Source organism: Herbiconiux oxytropis (assembly GCF_024979315.1).
Lineage (GTDB): Bacteria > Actinomycetota > Actinomycetes > Actinomycetales > Microbacteriaceae > Herbiconiux > Herbiconiux oxytropis.
The window spans coordinates 411,084-427,468 of record NZ_JANLCK010000004.1 but is presented as its reverse complement, the minus strand read 5'-3'; the positions used below and the strand labels follow the sequence as shown (position 1 = coordinate 427,468).

The following is a 16,385-nucleotide window of genomic DNA, read 5'->3' as shown; positions in this document are numbered from 1 at the left end:
ACGCCCCGAGCGCCGATGCCCTGAGCGGTGACGCGCTCCTCGGCGCTCTCGACGCCGAGCAGCGGGTGGCAGCGCGGTCGCTGCTCGGGCCGGTGTGCATCCTCGCCGGAGCCGGCACGGGAAAGACCCGTGCCATCACGCACCGGATCGCCTACGGCGTGGCCACCGGGGTCTATTCGCCGAACCGCGTGATGGCGCTCACCTTCACCTCCCGGGCCGCGGCCGAACTGCGCTCGAGGCTCCGGCCGCTCGGCGCCGGCGGTGTGGCAGCGCGCACCTTCCACTCGGCGGCGCTCTCGCAGCTGAACTACTTCTGGCCGCAGGTGATCGGCGGCGAGGCCCCGAAGATCGTGGAGAACAAGGCCAGGGCCATCGCGCACGCCGCCGAGACCCTCCGGCTGAGGCTCGACACCGCCACCCTCCGCGACGTGGCGGGCGAGATCGAGTGGCGGAAGGTCGCCAACCTCGGTCTCGCCGAGTACGAGCTGAAGGCGCGGAGCTCGCGGCCGATGCCCTCCTCGCTCTCGGTCGAGCAGATGCTCGCGCTGCACGAGCGCTACGAGCAGCTGAAGGACGAGCGGCGCCAGCTCGACTTCGAGGACGTGCTGCTCGTGACCGCAGGCATGATCGAGACCGAGCCCTCCGTGGCCATCCAGGTGCGCGAGCAGTACCGCTTCTTCGTGGTCGACGAGTACCAGGACGTCTCGCCGCTGCAGCAGCACCTGCTGCGGCTCTGGCTCGGCGACCGGCAGGACCTCTGCGTGGTGGGCGACGCGAGCCAGACCATCTATTCCTTCGCCGGGGCGAGCGCCGACTTCCTGCTCGGCTTCGAGCGGCAGTACCCGAGCGCCACCGTGGTGATGCTCGAGCAGAACTACCGCTCGACGCCCGAGATCGTAGCCACGGCGAACCGCCTCATGCGAGGGCGGCCCGGTGCGCTCACGCTGCACGCGGCAACCCCCGAGAACGACCCCGCGACGCCCGACGATGTGCCGGCCGACGACGTGCCGGCCCCGTCGCCCGCACGCCCCGCACCCGTCGTGACCGCCTACCGCCACGACGTCGACGAGGCGGAGGGCGTGGCCGCCGAGATCGCCCGCCTGATCGCGGCAGGCACCGCTCCGCAGGACATCGCCGTGCTCTACCGCGTGAACGCCCAGTCGGCCCCGCTCGAGCAAGCGCTCGCCGCGGTGGGCGTGAGCGTGCAGGTGAAGGGCGGCACGCGCTTCTTCGACCAGCCCGACGTCAAGCACGCCGTCATGGAGCTGCGCGCCGCGTCGGTCTCGATCGCCGACGAGCCGCTGTTCAAGTCGGTGAGTGACGTGCTTCGCACCCGCGGCTGGTCGCAGGAGCCGCCCGAGGGCGTCGGCGCGGTGCGCGACCGCTGGGAGTCGCTCAATGCCCTCATGGGCCTCGCCGAGGCGATGCCGGCCGGCACGACGTTCCGCCAGTTCACCGAGGAGCTCCTGCACCGCCAGTCGTCTCAGCACGAGCCCACCCTCCGCGCGGTCACCCTCGCCACGCTGCACTCGGCGAAGGGTCTCGAATGGCCCGCGGTCTTCATCGTGGGCGTCTCCGAGGGGCTGCTGCCGATCGGGCACGCGAGCGGCTTCGAGGGCGTCGACGAGGAGCGCCGCCTGCTGTACGTGGGCATCACCCGGGCGCGCGAGCGTCTCGCGCTCTCCTGGGCGGCCATCGGATCGCGTCGCTCGGGCGAGCGCGCCCCCTCGCGCTTCCTCACGGAGACCGGCATCCGCACCGCGGATGGGGGCTGACCCGCTCCACCGAGATCCCGCACCCGATCACCGCATCGGCGGCACCGGGGAGCTCAGCGGCAGGGATTCCCGGGCGGCGCACCCGGAGGGCGCGGTCGGCCCAGCCCGCTGACCCGAGGTGCTCGACCACGACCCTCGCCACGATCGCCGCGGCGCTCGCGATGCCGAGCGGATCGGCCGACGGAGCCGTGCGGCGGGCCGCCTGAATGGCGATGGCCGGCCACGCCGGATCGCGATCGACCCGCCAGAGCTCGAGGCACATCGCGCAGGGCCCCCGCCCCGGCACGACGACGGGCCCTACCCTGATCGACCTGTCCCCGAACTCCACGAGCAGATGGGGCACGTCAGCCCGGAGCCATCGAGCGGCCCTCCGCGGCACGGTGGCGAAGTGCGAGAGCACCACTGCCAGCTCCAGGGATGAGCCGGGCTGCGCCACCGGATCCACGACCGGCGGCTCCTCGAGTGGGCCGGGCAGGGGGCGCACAGAGGCTCCGAGCTGCTCGAGCAGTCGTGCCACGGCTGCCGCCGCCGCACCGTGCCCGTCGAGCGCCATCCGGCGGCCGCGAAGCGGATCCAGCGGGAGCGGCTCGCCGAGCACCGGGTGCAGCTCGCCGAGGATCTCGTCGACCCGGCCCGCCCCGATCCGTCTCGCCGAGGTGAGCGCTCCGAGCACGGGGCGCGACACCCCGCCGGCCGTGAGCCCGAGCACCGTCTCCTGCGCGTCGTCGACGGTCTCGAGCCGGAGCAGGGGCTCCTCCACGCCGAACTGCAGGGCGCTCGGGGTGCGCCAGACGAGCGGATGATCGGGGTTCAATCGGAGCGCCATCCCGGCATCCTGCACCACCGGCCACGGCCCCGAGCAGTTCTCCACAGGCGGCGTGCGAGCTCCTCAGCCGACGAGCGCCGGTGGAGGAGAGGTGGTTCAGACGGCCGGCGGCTGATCCTCGTCGTCGGACGAGGGCGAGGAGCCGGGCGAGGAGTCCGAGGGCGACGAGGAGTCGGAGTCCGACGACGAGTCCGACCCCTTCGACTCCTCGGAGCGCAGAAGATCTTCGAGCGCCTGGTCCATCTCGTCCGGCTCCGGCGCCGGAGCAAGCAGTCGCGCCACGAGCGCGCCCGGCTCGTCGAGATCCGAGGACGTGGGGACCAGGTCGGGGTGCGACCACAGTGCGTCCCTCTTCTCCTGGCCCACCGCATCCGTGACCTGCTGCCACAGGGCTGCGGCGTCGCGGAGACGCCGCGGCCGGAGCTCGAGCCCGATGAGCGACCCGAAGGCCGACTCGGCGGGCCCACCGGTGGCGCGGCGGCGGCGCACGGTCTCGGCGATCGCGTTCCAGCGGGGCAACCGGCTCGAGGCCTGGGCGGTGACGACGTCGACCCAGCCCTCGATCAGGGCGAGGGTGGTCTCGAGCCGCGCGAGGGCGTGCAGCTGCTGCTCGGTCTTAGGCGGGATGAGGGCGCCGGAGGCCATGGCGTCGCGGAGCTCCTCGGGGTTCGAGGGGTCGAAGCTCGAGGCGAGCTCCTCGAGTCGCTCGGTGTCGATCGTGATGCCCTTCGCGAACTCGGTGATCGAAGAGATCACATGCAGTCGCAGCCACCGCGCGTGCCGGAAGAGGCGGGCGTGGGCGAGCTCACGGATGGCGAGGTAGAGCTGCACCTCCTCGGCGGGGATGTCGAGGCCCTCGCCGAACTCGGCGACGTTCTGCGGCACGAGAGCCGCCTGGCCCTCTTCGAGCAGCGGGATGCCGACGTCGCCGCCGGAGACGACCTCCTTGGAGAGCTGGCCGACGATCTGGCCGAGCTGCATGGCGAAGAGGGTGCCGCCGAGGTTGCGCATCATCTGGCTGGCGCCGGCGATCATGCCGGCCATCTCCTCGGGCGCCTGGTCGCGGAGCACGGAGGTGAGAGCATCCGAGATGCTCACGGCCACGGGCTCGGCGAGCTGGGTCCAGACCGGGATGGTGGCCGTGGCCCACTCGGCGCGAGTCAGCAGGCGCGGGGCGACCGCTGAGTCCGAGAGCGAGGTGACCTCGTCGAGCCACAGCGTCGCCACGTGCAGCGCCTGGTCGAGCGCCGCCCTGGTCTGGTCGGTCACGGCGAGGCTCGCGGTGCCGGCGATCTGCTCGGCCTGGGTGCGCGCTGCGTCCCAGTTGACGCCGTCGGTCGAGGCCTGCATGGCGTTCTGGAGCTGCGCCATGAGCTGCTGCACGGCCGCCGGATCGGACGGGAGACCCGCGGCGCTCGCGAGCTTGGAGGGGTCGATCTCGGAGTTGCCTGACAGGAACGCGCGCAGCATGTCGCGGAACTCGTCCTCCGAATCGTCGCGGGGCTGGTCGCTCACGGTGTTCCTCCTCATTGGCGACAGCGGGCACCGGGTCGGCTCCGAGCACGTTCCATGCGCGCTGTCAGACAGTGCTTCTACGCTAACGGCTGGCCCACCGCCCAGGCTGGGTTTTCGCATAAGCTTGACCGCTCGGCCGTGCGCCCGTGGCGAACACCGGCACCGCCGGTCGCCGACCCGTCGCCGCGGAGGCGCCCGTTCGCAGCGAGAGGACCCCGTGACCCTGTTCCCACCCCCGGTGGAGTCTCCCGACGAGCGCCCGGACGGCGACCTCCCGTACCGCGCCGACGAGCCCGCACGCCCCCGCTCGTCTCGCCGTGCCCGCACCGGCTGGACCATGCTCCTGGTCGCTCTCGTGCTCGGCCTCGTCATGAGCTTCCTCCCCGCCCCTTACGCGATCGAGCAGCCGGGCCCGGTCTACGACACCCTCGGCACGCAGGAGCAGGATGGCGAGGACGTGCCCCTCATCTCGATCGACGGAGCCGAGACCTACCCCACGGCGGGCACCCTCGACATGCTCACGGTCTCGGTGCGCGGCACCAGGGAGCAGCGCCCGTCCTGGGCCGAGATCTTCTCCGCCTGGTTCGACACCAGCAAGGCCGTCGTGCCGATCGACCTCATCTACCCGCCGACCGTGAGCACCGAGCAGCGCAACGAGCAGAACGCGGCTCTCATGGTCGACAGCCAGACCGAGGCCATCGCCGCCGCCCTGGGCCAGCTGGGGATCGACTACACCCGCGAGGTGACGGTCGCGGGAGTGACGGAGGACGGCGCCGCTGCAGGAGTGCTCGGGACCGGCGACGTGATCGAGTCGGTCAACGGCGTGCCGGTCGACGACATCGAGGAGCTGAAGGCCGAGCTCGCCGCGAACGGCACCGAGTCGCCCGCGACCCTCGTCGTGCGGTCGGCCGACGACCCCGAGACCGGCGAACCCTCCGACGACGCACGGAGCGTCGAGGTCACACCCCGCCTCGCCCCTGGCTCCACCGACCCCGTCATCGGCATCGGCGTGAGCTACGGCTACGAGTTCCCCTTCGACGTCGTGATCCAGCTCGACGACGTGGGCGGTCCGAGCGCCGGCATGATGTTCGCGCTCGGGATCATCGACAAGCTCACCCCCGGCGAGCTCAACGGAGGAGAGAACATCGCGGGCACCGGCACGATCGACGACGCCGGCACGGTCGGCCCCATCGGCGGCATCAGGCAGAAGCTCTTCGGCGCCCGCGACGCCGGCGCCGACTGGTTCCTCGCACCGGCCACCAACTGCGGCGAGGTCGTGGGCCACGTGCCCGACGGCATCCGGGTGTTCGCGGTCGCGACCCTCGACGAGGCGATGACCGCTGTCGAGACCATCGCCGACGGCGGCGACACGAGCGCACTGCCGACCTGCGAAGCGGTCCTGGCGGGCTCGTAGTCCCGCACGTCCGCAGGTGATGCGCTGTTCGCCGACAGCGCTCTCTCAGCGACGCCTCCCTAGGATTCAGGTGTCTAGGATTGATGGACACAGCACAGCGACCCAGAGGCACACGTGACTTCGCAAACAGCAGAGAAGCCCGCACGACGATCGAGAGTCACTCTCGCGATAGCCATCGCGATCGTGGTCGTCCTGGCGATTCTCTTCTTCGTCTTCAGCACCCTGTACACCGAGATCCTCTGGTACGACCAGCTGGGCTTCCTGAGCGTTCTGACCACGCAGTGGCTCGCCGGGGGAGTGATGTTCGTCATCGGCTTCCTCGCCATGGCGCTGCCGGTCTGGGCCTCGATCGAGATCGCCTTCCGCCGGCGACCGGTCTACGCGAAGCTCAACTCGCAGCTCGACCGCTACCAGCAGGTGATCGAGCCCCTCCGCCGTCTCGCCACCTTCGGCGTGCCCGCCGTGCTCGGCCTCTTCGCCGGTGTCGCCACCGCGTCGCGCTGGCAGCTCACCCTGCAGTACCTCAACCGCACCGCGTTCGGCCAGACCGATCCGCAGTTCGGCCTCGACATCTCGTTCTACATCTACGACCTGCCCTTCCTCCGCGGCGTCGTGGGCTTCGCCTCGGCCGTCGTGATCGTGGCGGGCCTCGCCGGCATCGCCACCAGCTACCTCTACGGCGCCATCCGGTTCAGCCAGCGCGAGGTGCGCATCTCCAAGGTCGCGCGCATCCAGATGGCCATCACCGCCGCGCTCTACCTCCTGCTGCAGGCCGTGAGCATCTGGCTCGACCAGTTCGCCACCCTCGCCAATGACTCGGGGCTCATCACGGGTGCCTCGTACTCCGATGTCAACGCCACCATCCCTGGTCTCCAGATCCTCGCCGGCGTCGCCGCCATCGTGGCCGTGCTCTTCATCGTGGCCGCCGTCATCGGCCGCTGGCGCCTGCCGATCATCGCCACGGCGCTCCTCGTCGTGATCGCCCTGATCCTCGGCTCGCTCGCGCCGTGGGTCGTGCAGCGCTTCCAGGTCGACCCGTCCGAGCGCACGCTCGAGCAGGAGTACATCCAGCGCAACATCGACATGACCCGCGACGCGTACGATGTGGCCGACGTGGAGGAGACCCCCTACGACGCCACCACCACGGCCGAGGCGGGAGCGCTCCGCAACGACGCCGAGACGACGGCCAACATCCGCATCCTCGACCCCGCCCTCGTCACGCGGTCGTTCCAGCAGCTGCAGCAGTTCCGGCAGTACTACCAGTTCCCGCCGCAGCTCGACGTCGACCGCTACAACATCGACGGCCAGGTGCAGGATGCCGTGGTCACCGTGCGTGACATCGACATCGACGCCCTCGGCTCCTCGGCCACCTGGTACAACCAGACCGTCGTCTACACCCACGGCTACGGCGTGGTCGCCGCCTACGGCAACCAGCGCTCGGGCGACGGCCAGCCCGTGTTCCTCGAGTCGGGCATCCCGACCGTGGGCGAGCTCGGCGACTTCGAGCCGCGCATCTACTTCGGCGAGGACTCGCCCGCCTACTCGATCGTGGGCGGCCCCGAGGGCTCGCCCAACATCGAGCTCGACTACCCGTCCGGAGAAGACGGCGCCTCGCAGACCTACACGACGTTCGACGGCGAAGGCGGGCCCAAGCTCGACAACATCTTCAAGCGGCTCGTCTACGCGCTGAAGTTCCAGTCCGAGCAGATCTTCCTCTCGGATGCGGTGAACGACGACTCGCAGATCCTCTACGACCGCGACCCCGCCGAGCGCGTCTCGAAGGTCGCGCCGTACCTCACGATCGACTCCGACCCCTACCCGTCGGTCGTCGACGGCAAGGTCGTCTGGATCGTCGACGGCTACACGACCTCGGCGAACTACCCCTACTCGCGCGTGCAGTCGCTCAGCGAGTCGATCGCCGACACCTACACGCCCACCCCGGCGTACCCGGTCGACGACATCAACTACATCCGCAACTCGGTGAAGGCCACGGTCGACGCCTACGACGGCTCGGTCACGCTCTACGCGTGGGACGAGACGGATCCGCTGCTGGAGACCTGGCAGAAGATCTACCCGTCGACGCTCAAGTCGATCGACGAGATGAGCGGCGACCTGATGAGCCACGTGCGCTACCCCGCCGACCTCTTCAAGGTGCAGCGCTCGATCCTCGGTCAGTACCACGTGACGGATGCCGGCTCCTTCTACTCGCAGGAGGACGCCTGGACGACGCCCAACGATCCGACCACTCCGCCGACGAACCCCACGCTGCAGCCGCCGTACTACCTCACGCTGCAGATGCCGACGCAGGACGATCCGTCGTACTCGCTCTACTCGACGTTCATCCCGCTCACCCAGCAGGGGGCCGACACCTCGCGGAGCGTGCTTACGGGCTACCTCGCGGTCGACTCGAACGCGGGCGACGCCGAGGGCACGAAGTCGAGCGACTACGGTGCGCTGAGGCTCCTGACGCTGCCGAAGGACGACACGATCCCCGGCCCCGGTCAGGTGCAGAACAGCTTCTCGTCCGACCCAGCCGTCTCTTCGGCGCTCAACCTGCTGCGACAGGGTGAGAGCCAGGTGATCAGCGGAAACCTGCTCACGCTGCCCGTCGGCGGTGGTCTGCTCTACGTGCAGCCGGTCTACGTGCAGTCGCGCGGTGAGACGAGCTTCCCGCTGCTCCAGCGCGTGCTGGTGTCGTTCGGCAACAAGATCGCGTTCGAGAGCACGCTCGACGGGGCGCTCGACGCCCTGTTCGACGGCGACTCCGGAGCCCAGGCGGGCGACACCGACGTGACTCCGGTCGACGGCTCCGACCCGGTGGTCTCGGATCCGGACGGCGACGGCGGAACGACCGACGAGGGTGGAACCGGAACCGCCCCCGCGCCGACGACGCCGATCACGGGCTCGCCGGAGCTCGTGGCCGCACTGACCGCGGCGCAGACGGCTCTCGCCGAGCGCGAAGCCGCTCTCAAGGCCGGCGACTGGACCGCCTACGGCGAGGCCGACGAGCGCCTGCAGGCCGCCATCGAGCAGGCCATCGCCGCCTCGGACTGATTCGTGGTTGCACCACTCCGCGGCGCATGCTAAGTTAGCTTCTTGTGCCGCGGGGTGGAGCAGTTCGGTAGCTCGCTGGGCTCATAACCCAGAGGTCGCAGGTTCAAATCCTGTCCCCGCAACGATAAAGGTGGGCCCGGTCATCGACCGGGCCCACCTTTTTGCGTCGCGGGGCCCGGACGCGACCCTGCTCGTGGGCCCACGCCGTGCGGAGGCTCCGAGCGCCGTATGCGGCGCTTGGAGGGCGCGGTGGGGAGTCAAATCCTGTCCCCGCAACAAGAAGAGAAGGCCCGGTCATCGCGACCGGGCCTTCTCTCGTTTCTCGGGGGGCGTCAGGCGGTGTGCTGGCGACGTCGCTGGCGTGCGAAGAGGTAGGCGCCGGCCGCGAGGAGAAGGGCCCCGACGGTGAGCACAGGGGCCACGACGGCGCCGGTCGAGCCGAGCACCGAGGCACCCGAACCGGCCGAGCCGGAGTCACCTCCTGCGCCGCCGTCGGGGGCGGGCGCTGCCGGAGGGGGCGTGGGCGACGGGCTCGGCGTGGCGGGTGCGTCGGCCGCGACGGTGAACGGCACCTCGACGACCTTGCCGCTCTGGCGGCCTGTGAGGGTCACCACGTGCGCGCCTTCCTCGGCAGGACCGCTGAACTCGTAGCGCGTGGCGCCGTCGATGAGATCGTGGCTGCCGAGTCCTTCCGCCTCGCCCTGCACGACGGCGTCGATCTGGCGGTCGCCGCCGAAGCCGGCCGCATCGAGCACGAGGTCGCCGCCCGGCTGGACAGTGGTGGGCGTCAGGGTCGCGGTCGCCCCCGCGCTGAAGACGTCCGTGTCGCGCTCGAGCGTGAGCGCGTTCGCCATGGTGAAGAAGTTGTCGGTCTGGTCGGTGAGCCCCACGACCTGGGCGGCCCCGGGGCCGTAGCCCGCGATACGCAGCTGCGATCCGGTGTGCTGCTGCGAACCGCCGAGGGCGGCGGTGCCGTAGGAGACCTTCATCGTGGTGCCATCGGCCGTCGTGAGCGCCGTGCTCAGGCTGGTGGGAGGCGTCGAGTCGACGATCTGGCTGGTGTGCGCGTGGTCGGCGGTCACGATCACGAGCGTCTCTCCGTCGGCCTCGGCGAAGGCCAGGGCCGCCTGCACGGCCTCGTCGAGGTCGATGGTCTCACCGATCTGGCCGCAGGCGTTCGCGGCGTGGTCCTGCTTGTCGATCGAGGCGCCCTCGACCTGCAGGAAGAAGCCCTTGTCGCCCGTGTCGAGCAGATCGATCGCCTTGGTCGTGAGGGAGGCGAGCGAGAGGTCGGTCGCGAGACGGTCGGGGTTCGGCTCGCAGGTCACCGCCGGCAGGTCGGCCCCTCCGACGGTCGCCACCGAGGGCGCGAAACGTGTGGGGAAGTTGCCGGGGGTGAAGAGGCCGAGAACGGGCTGCGACTGGTCCGCGGTCGCGACGGCGGCGAGAGCCGCGCCGTCGTCGACGAGCTGGTAGCCGCGATCCTCCGCCTGGGCGAAGAGGGTCTGACCGTTCCACTGGCCGGCCTTCGCCGTCTGGCCGAAGCTCGTCGAGCCGCCGCCGAGAGTGACGTCGGCGCGGGTGTCGATCAGCTGCTCGCTGATCGAGCCGAGGCCCCCGGCCGCGAGGGCGTCGTCGCCGCACGAGGGGCTGTCGGGGCCGTAGCAGCTGCGGGCGTCGACGTGGGCGGCCTGCACCGCGGGCGTCGCGTCCTGGATCTCGGACGTGGACACGTTGCCGGTCTTCAGTCCGTTGGCCTTCGCGATCTCGATCAGTGTGTCCTGGGGGTTGCCGTCGATGTCGACAGAGATGGCGTTGTCGAATGTCTTCGTGCCGGTGGCCCACGCCGATCCGGTCGCCGCGGAGTCGGGGACGGCGTCGGGCTTGCCCTTGTTCTCGCCGTCGCGGTAGAGGGAATAGGTCGTGTACTGCCCGGTCAGCGGCAGTGCGTCGATGCCGGGGAGCTCCCCGGCGGCCCCGTACTCGTAGTTGCGGGCGATCGTGATCTCGGAGTCGCCCATGCCGTCGCCGATCAGCAGGATGACGTTCTTGGCGGGGCCGTCAACGATGGAGTCGCGGAGCAGGGCGGTCTTGTCGCCGTCGTTGCGCTGGGCCCCGCCGTTCGCAGAGAGGTCGTCGCCGGCGGCGAACGCCGTGGAGGGGATGCAGATGCTCGCCGCGACGAGCAGCGCGGCGGAGAGCGCGAGCGGAGCGCGCATCGCGCGACCGGTGTGTGAGGTGGGTGTCATGCTGCTCAGCCCACGCCCGTCGCCGGAACGCCGAGTGAACAGGGCGAGACGGCGGGGTGAAGCGCCGGTGGAGAGAAGATGCCCCCCGGACGGGGTGCACGGAGGGTGCCTGAGGGCCCGCACCTGGACCCAGGTCCCTTCCGCGGGACGCCTCGCCGCCCCTAGGCTCGCGCTGTGGTGACCCGAGCGACGTGATCAGACTGACCGAACAGAGGGCGGGCGGTGTGCGGCTGCGCGCTGTGCGTGCCGACGCGCTGAGACCCGCGCTCATCCTGCTCGCGGTCTTCGCCTTCGTGTGCGGGGGGCTCCAGCTGGCCGTGGGTGCGGTCGCTCCGGTGCCGTTCTGGATACCGGCCGCCTTCACCGCCGTGTACGCCATCTGGACCGCCGCCGGCGTCATCGCCTGGTGGCGACGGCCGATGAGCGGCACGGGCGGCCTGCTGCTCGCCGGCGCCGTGGCGGTGTTCGTGGGCGGGGCCGGCAACCTGGGGCTGCCGGTGCTGACGGAGATCAGCACGGTGTTCGCCACCTTCATCCTCGCCGTGACCGTGCACCTGCTCCACGCCTTCCCCTCCGGCCGGCTGCACGGCGCCTTCTCGGTCACGACGGTCGCCACGGCGTACGGGGTGACCCTTCTCCTGCAGATGCCGCTCTACCTCCTGCCCGCCGACCAGTCCGCCCTCCGGTCGGTCGCGGTCCTCGTGCAGAGCACGGTGGGCTTCGGGGTCATGGTGGCGACGGCCGTGTTCCTGATCAGGCGGCTGCGGTCGGCCGATCCGCAGAACGTGAGGGTGCTGCTGCCGCTCTACCTCTACGGCATCCTCGCCGTCGTGCTCATCCCGGTCTCGGCGAACGTGCTCGCACTCCTCGGTGCCGACGGCGTGGTGATCGGCGGAACCCAGCTGATCGTTCTCGCCGGGATCCCCATCGCCTTCCTCCTCGGCGTGCTGCGCGGCGGCTTCGCCCAGACGGCCGAGGCGGATGCACTGAGCGCGTGGCTCGGGAACGCTGGCTCCACGGGCGCGTCGGTCGCGCAGGCGCTCGCCCGGTCGCTCGGCGACGACTCGCTGCGGGTGGCGTACTGGTCGGAGGAGAAGGGGACCTTCGTCGACGCCGCGGGCGCCCAGGTGCCTGAGCACGAGCAGGCGCCCCCGCGGCTCTGGCAGGAAGTGCACGTGGAGTCGCGTCTCGTGGGCGCGATCGGCTACGACGGTCGCATGCTGACCGATCCGGAGGCCGTGCGCCGGGCCGGGCGGGTGCTCGCGATCGCTCTGGACCGGGAGCGGCTGACCTCGGCGCTCGTGGCGAGCAACGAGGCGCTGCAGCTCTCGCGGCTGCGCATCGTGGAGGCCGCCGACCGGGAACGGGGCCGCATCGCGCGCGACCTGCACGACGGCCTCCAGGTGCAGCTCGTGCTGCTCGCGCTCGACGCCCAGCAGATCGCCAACTCGCGGGATGCACCCCCTTCGACCACGGCCGCGGCCACCGCCCTGCGCTCGCGCATCGATGACGCCGCCGCCGATCTCCGCCGCCTCGTGCACGCCGTGCTGCCCTCGGCGCTCGTCGAGCGCGGGCTGACCGCCGCAACCGAAGACCTCGTCGACCGGCTCGACATCCCTGCCACCCTGGTGAGCGACGTCGACGACCGCGCCCTCGACCCGACGACCGCGCGCTCGGCCTACCTGATCGTGGCCGAGGGGCTCACCAACGCCGTGAAGCACTCCGAGGCGCGTTCCGTGCGGGTCACACTGGCCCGCTCCGAGGGCGTGCTGCGGCTGAGCGTGAAAGACGACGGGCGCGGGGGAGCACGCGTGGAGGACGGGTCGGGGCTCAAGGGGCTCACCGACCGCGTCGACGCGCTCGGGGGAGCGTTCGAACTGATCTCCCCGGCGGGAGCCGGGACCGAACTGAGAGTGGAGCTGCCATGCGCGTCGTGATCGGCGAAGACGAAGTGCTGCTGCGGGAAGGGCTCGTGCACCTGCTCGAGAACGAGGGGATCGAGGTCGTCGCCGCGGTGGGCACCGCGGTCGAGCTCGAGGTGGAGGTCGCGCGCCTCGAGCCCGACCTCGTGGTGACCGACATCCGCATGCCGCCCACCCACACCGACGAGGGGCTCCTGGCCGCCTTGCGCATCCGCCGCTCGCACCCCGGGGTGGCCGTCATGGTGCTCTCGCAGCACGTGCAGCGGCGCTACGCGACCGAGCTGCTCGAACCGCGCGACGGGGGAGTGGGCTACCTGCTGAAGCAGCGGATCGCCGACGTGCGCACCTTCACCGAAGACCTCCGGCGGGTGCAGGCCGGCGGCACGGCCCTCGATCCCGACGTCGTGGCGGTGCTCGTCTCCCGCGCGAGCAAGACCCGGGGTCCGGTCGGCGACCTCACTCCACGCCAGCTCGAGGTGCTCGGGCTGATGGCGGAGGGACGGAGCAACGCCCACATCGCCGCGCGGCTCGGCACGTCGGAGAAGGCCGTGGTGCAGCACACCTCGAAGATCTACGACACCTTCGGCCTGCCGGTGGCGGCCGACGACCACCGCAGGGTGCTCGCCGTCATCCGCTATCTGGCCGCGGCCGGCACTGCGGGCACGGCCGGTGCGCCCGGCACCGCGGCGCCCGCCGCCGGGTCTCAGTAGGCCTGCTGGATTGCCGCGGCGACAGCTCCGACGTCGTTGTTGGCGTCGAAGACGCCTTCCATCGTGGGGTAGAAGCCCTGGTTCACGATGATGGTGAAAGCGAGGTTCCGGCCGCCCTCGGTCTCCATGACCCCGCCGAGCGTCTTGGTGCTGAGGCGCACGCGACCGTTGAAGGAGTCGCCGTTCACCAGGGTCCCGGTCTTGGCGAACACCTTCCCGGCCGCGGGGCTGTCGGGCTGCACCGCGGCGAGGGATCCGTCGACGCCGAGGATCGGCATCGTGTCCCGCCAACGCTCGGCATCCGGTCGGGCAGCCATGATGCTCTGGATCTGGACCGCATTGGCCGGAGTGATGTAGTTGCCCTCGAGGCCCGAGCCGTCGATCAGCGAGGCGCCCAGGACGTCGAGGCCGGCCTCGGCCCAGCTCTCTCCGGCCACGCCCATGCCCATGCCGTTCTCGGGGCCGCAGTCGGGCTCGCCGGCGTCGGCCGAGAGGCGGCACATCAGGGTCTGCGCGCCACGGTTGTAGCTGATCTTCATGACGTAGGTGATCTCCTCGCCGAGGGGCAGCGACTCGAGCTCCGCGACCGCCGGCAGGGCTGCGACCGCGGCGGAATCGGGCAGGGAACCGGCGGCGTTCGCAGCCACGGGGCTCGCCGACACCGTGACCCCGGCTCGTCCGAGCGCCTCGATCAGCGCTGTGCGGGCGAAGGAGGCCGTGTCCTCGAACTCGTACACCTTGAGCGAGGGGTCGTCGCCCTGGGCGATGGTGCCGGTGATGACGAGGGTGTTCGGATCGGCGGGGGAGGGCTTGGGCGCGCTGATGGCCGTCTTCTCACCCGCGGCGACGGTCTGCACCTGGTTGTCGAGCTTCCACGGGGCGACGGCGGGGGTGAGCGCCGCGGTCGCGGGCTCGCCGGCCGTGCCCGGGGTGATCAGCACGTCGAGGAGGTTCTGGTTGATGATGGTCGGTGTGACGGGCTTGCCCTGCAGCACGCTCGCGAAGAGGCGGTCGTCGATCACGACATCGCCGTTCACCGCGTCGATTCCCGACGCCTTCACCTCCGCGGCGAGCTCGTCGAGCCCGGTGAGCGGATCCTCCGAGGTGAGAGTGGCGCCCGGGAGCGGGTTGGCGTCGTTGTGGTCGAGGTTCGTGAAGTCGACCGTGCCGTCGTCCTTCGTGCGCCCGCCCATCGTGAGGTCGCCCTGGCCCACGAGGATGAGGTCGCCGGTGAGGGTGCCGTCGGTCACGTTCCCGGACTGCTTCACCGGGGTCGTGACCGTGTGATCCGGCCCCCACTTCACCCAGGCCGCACCCGCGCTGTAGGTCTTCACGAACGAGCCGGGCTCGGCGAGCTTGTCGGCGTCGAGGTCGATCAGGGTCTCACCGGTGTCGAGATCCTCGACCGAGATCGCCCATCGACCGCTCGCGTAGTGGGGCTGGTTCATGACCTCGAGCGCGGCATCCGGGAGACCGGGAACGCCGGAGAGCGCTCCACCGCTGCCGGGGGTGCTCGTCGTGCCGACCGGGGCGCCGCCCGTGCAGCCGGCCACGAGAGCGGCGGTCACCGCCACGGTGAGCACGCTCAGGCCGCGGGCGGCTGCTGCGCGGCTCATGCGCCCGCTCCGTTCGCGAGCACCTCGGCGAGGGCACGGAAGGCCGTGTCGGCCGGATGCGTCTTGTCGGGCAGGTCGGACTCGTTCATGTACACGACGATGCTCGCGCCCGACTCGGGATCATGGAAGGTCGCGGCGGTGAAGCCGATGCCCTCGCCGTTGTGGCCCCACCAGCCGTTCGTCTCGCCGATGCCCACGGCGTAGCGGTCGTAGGGCGGCTTCGGGATGGGGTGGCCGATCCGGCGGAGCTCCTGCGTCTCCGGCTCGAGCAGGGTGCCGGAGCCGAGCGTCTCGGCCCACACACGCCCGTCGTCGAGGGTGGAGAAGAGCGACCCGGCGGCGCCGAGGATGGAGGGGTTCTCGTCCTGAGGGACGAGGGCGCCCTCGCGCGGCAGATACCCGGTGGGATGCGGACCGGCCCAGTCGGTCACATCCGTGATGTAGGTGGTGCCCGTCTGCCCGAGGGGCTGCAGGATGCGCTCGTCGAGCACCTCGGCGTAGGGCTTGCCGGTGACCGCCTCGATCACCCCGCCGAGGAGGTTCGTGTTCGCATTCGTGTAGATGTACTCCGTGCCGGGCGCGAACTCGGCCGGCAGGCCCACCACGTAGCTGTTGAGCTCCGCGAGGGTGAAGATGCGGTCGGGCTCCGCCCGCCAGTCGGTGACGAACGCCTCGTTGACGTAGTCGGCGTTGCCGCTGGACATGTTCGCGAGCTCGAGCAGGGTGATCTCGTCACCGCCCGTGACTCCCTCGACGTACTCGTCGAGGGTGTCGTCGAGGCTCAGGGCGCCCTCGTCGGCGAGCTGGAGCAGCAGGGTCACGGTGTACGACTTCGTGATGCTCCGGATGGGCCAGGTCATCTCGGTGGTCGCCTCGACGCCGCCCTCGACGTCGGCGAGACCGGCGGCCGTCGTCCACGACCCCTCTCCGGCGATCCAGACGCCGGCGACGGCACCGGGCACGCCGTACTCCGACATGACGCCGTCGAGAGCCGTCTGCAGCTCGGCCTGCAGCTCGACCGGGAGGTCGCCCTCGGGTGCAGCTGGGCGCTCCACGGCCGGGCGGGCGGTGGCGGAGACGGTGGGGCCCGCGTCGGCGCCCGGCACCGAGGTGCAGCCGGCGGCGAGCAGGGCGGTGGCGGCGACGGCGGCTGCGCCGAGGAGTCGGGTCGTGCGCGCGGAGGTGCGGGTGGTCGTCATGACCCCCATGCTCCCGAATCGACGACAGCCGGGCAATAGACCTGTGTCCTCCACCCGGCCACCAGTGTTTACACGATCGCCGATTCTGCAACACCCCGGAAACAT

The 16,385-nt window shown here is 70.9% G+C and carries 10 protein-coding genes and 1 tRNA gene; 6 read left to right on the top strand and 5 right to left on the bottom strand.

What is annotated here, in order from left to right:
* The first annotated feature begins 20 nt into the window (after positions 1–20).
* Positions 21–1,775, top strand: a complete 1,755-nt coding sequence (locus N1028_RS10515) for an ATP-dependent helicase (RefSeq protein ID WP_259528129.1) — start codon at positions 21–23, stop codon at positions 1,773–1,775.
* On the opposite strand, the gene N1028_RS10510 is transcribed toward N1028_RS10515, so the two are convergent.
* Positions 1,738–2,601 carry a hypothetical protein gene (locus tag N1028_RS10510; RefSeq protein WP_259528001.1) on the bottom strand — a complete coding sequence of 288 codons (864 nt, stop codon included), beginning with the start codon at positions 2,599–2,601 and terminating at the stop codon, positions 1,738–1,740. The two genes, N1028_RS10515 and N1028_RS10510, sit on opposite strands and share 38 nt — an antisense overlap.
* Positions 2,602–2,697: 96 nt before the next feature.
* A complete protein-coding gene (locus tag N1028_RS10505) occupies positions 2,698–4,116 on the bottom strand; it encodes a zinc-dependent metalloprotease (protein WP_259527999.1) in 1,419 nt (472 codons plus the stop codon).
* A 337-nt stretch (positions 4,117–4,453) separates the two neighbouring features.
* On the opposite strand from N1028_RS10505, the gene N1028_RS10500 reads away from it, so the two are divergent.
* The 3 genes from N1028_RS10500 to N1028_RS10490 all read left to right on the top strand — a co-directional run bounded on the left by N1028_RS10500 (position 4,454) and on the right by N1028_RS10490 (position 8,706).
* A complete protein-coding gene (locus N1028_RS10500) occupies positions 4,454–5,530 on the top strand; it encodes a YlbL family protein (RefSeq protein WP_375163404.1) in 1,077 nt (358 codons plus the stop codon).
* Positions 5,531–5,644: 114 nt separating this feature from the next.
* On the top strand, positions 5,645–8,584 hold the full coding sequence (locus tag N1028_RS10495) for a UPF0182 family membrane protein (RefSeq protein WP_259573083.1): 2,940 nt from the start codon (positions 5,645–5,647) through the stop codon (positions 8,582–8,584).
* Between the two features lie 48 nt (positions 8,585–8,632).
* Positions 8,633–8,706: transfer RNA gene (locus N1028_RS10490), tRNA-Met, on the top strand.
* 210 nt (positions 8,707–8,916) lie between these two features.
* Here the strand turns inward: N1028_RS10490 and phoA are convergent.
* Positions 8,917–10,833, bottom strand: a complete 1,917-nt coding sequence (gene phoA, locus N1028_RS10485; RefSeq protein WP_259527994.1) for an alkaline phosphatase — start codon at positions 10,831–10,833, stop codon at positions 8,917–8,919.
* 191 nt (positions 10,834–11,024) lie between these two features.
* Between phoA and N1028_RS10480 the strand changes: the two genes are divergently transcribed.
* The gene (locus N1028_RS10480; protein WP_259527991.1) at positions 11,025–12,770 is read left to right on the top strand and encodes a sensor histidine kinase; all 1,746 of its coding nucleotides are present in this window, start codon (positions 11,025–11,027) and stop codon (positions 12,768–12,770) included.
* Positions 12,758–13,465 carry a response regulator transcription factor gene (locus N1028_RS10475; RefSeq protein WP_259527975.1) on the top strand — a complete coding sequence of 236 codons (708 nt, stop codon included), beginning with the start codon at positions 12,758–12,760 and terminating at the stop codon, positions 13,463–13,465. Before N1028_RS10480 ends, N1028_RS10475 begins: the two co-directional genes overlap by 13 nt.
* Here N1028_RS10475 and dacB read toward each other — a convergent pair.
* Together dacB and N1028_RS10465 are read right to left on the bottom strand one after the other, a co-directional pair.
* Positions 13,459–15,081, bottom strand: coding sequence for a D-alanyl-D-alanine carboxypeptidase/D-alanyl-D-alanine endopeptidase (gene dacB / locus N1028_RS10470; protein ID WP_259527973.1), 1,623 nt, complete (start codon positions 15,079–15,081; stop codon positions 13,459–13,461). The two genes, N1028_RS10475 and dacB, sit on opposite strands and share 7 nt — an antisense overlap.
* Positions 15,078–16,280, bottom strand: coding sequence for a serine hydrolase domain-containing protein (locus N1028_RS10465; protein WP_259527956.1), 1,203 nt, complete (start codon positions 16,278–16,280; stop codon positions 15,078–15,080). The genes dacB and N1028_RS10465 overlap by 4 nt, the downstream gene beginning before the upstream one ends.
* Positions 16,281–16,385 lie beyond the last annotated feature (105 nt).

Bases quoted from the DNA above. Each gene is read 5' to 3' on its own strand.
- N1028_RS10510 (WP_259528001.1), bottom strand. From the start codon at position 2,601: ATGGCGCTCCGATTGAACCCCGATCATCCGCTCGTCTGGCGCACCCCG.
- N1028_RS10500 (WP_375163404.1), top strand. From the start codon at position 4,454: ATGCTCCTGGTCGCTCTCGTGCTCGGCCTCGTCATGAGCTTCCTCCCC.
- phoA (WP_259527994.1), bottom strand. From the start codon at position 10,833: ATGACACCCACCTCACACACCGGTCGCGCGATGCGCGCTCCGCTCGCG.
- N1028_RS10475 (WP_259527975.1), top strand. From the start codon at position 12,758: ATGCGCGTCGTGATCGGCGAAGACGAAGTGCTGCTGCGGGAAGGGCTC.
- dacB (WP_259527973.1), bottom strand. From the start codon at position 15,081: ATGAGCCGCGCAGCAGCCGCCCGCGGCCTGAGCGTGCTCACCGTGGCG.
- N1028_RS10465 (WP_259527956.1), bottom strand. From the start codon at position 16,280: ATGACGACCACCCGCACCTCCGCGCGCACGACCCGACTCCTCGGCGCA.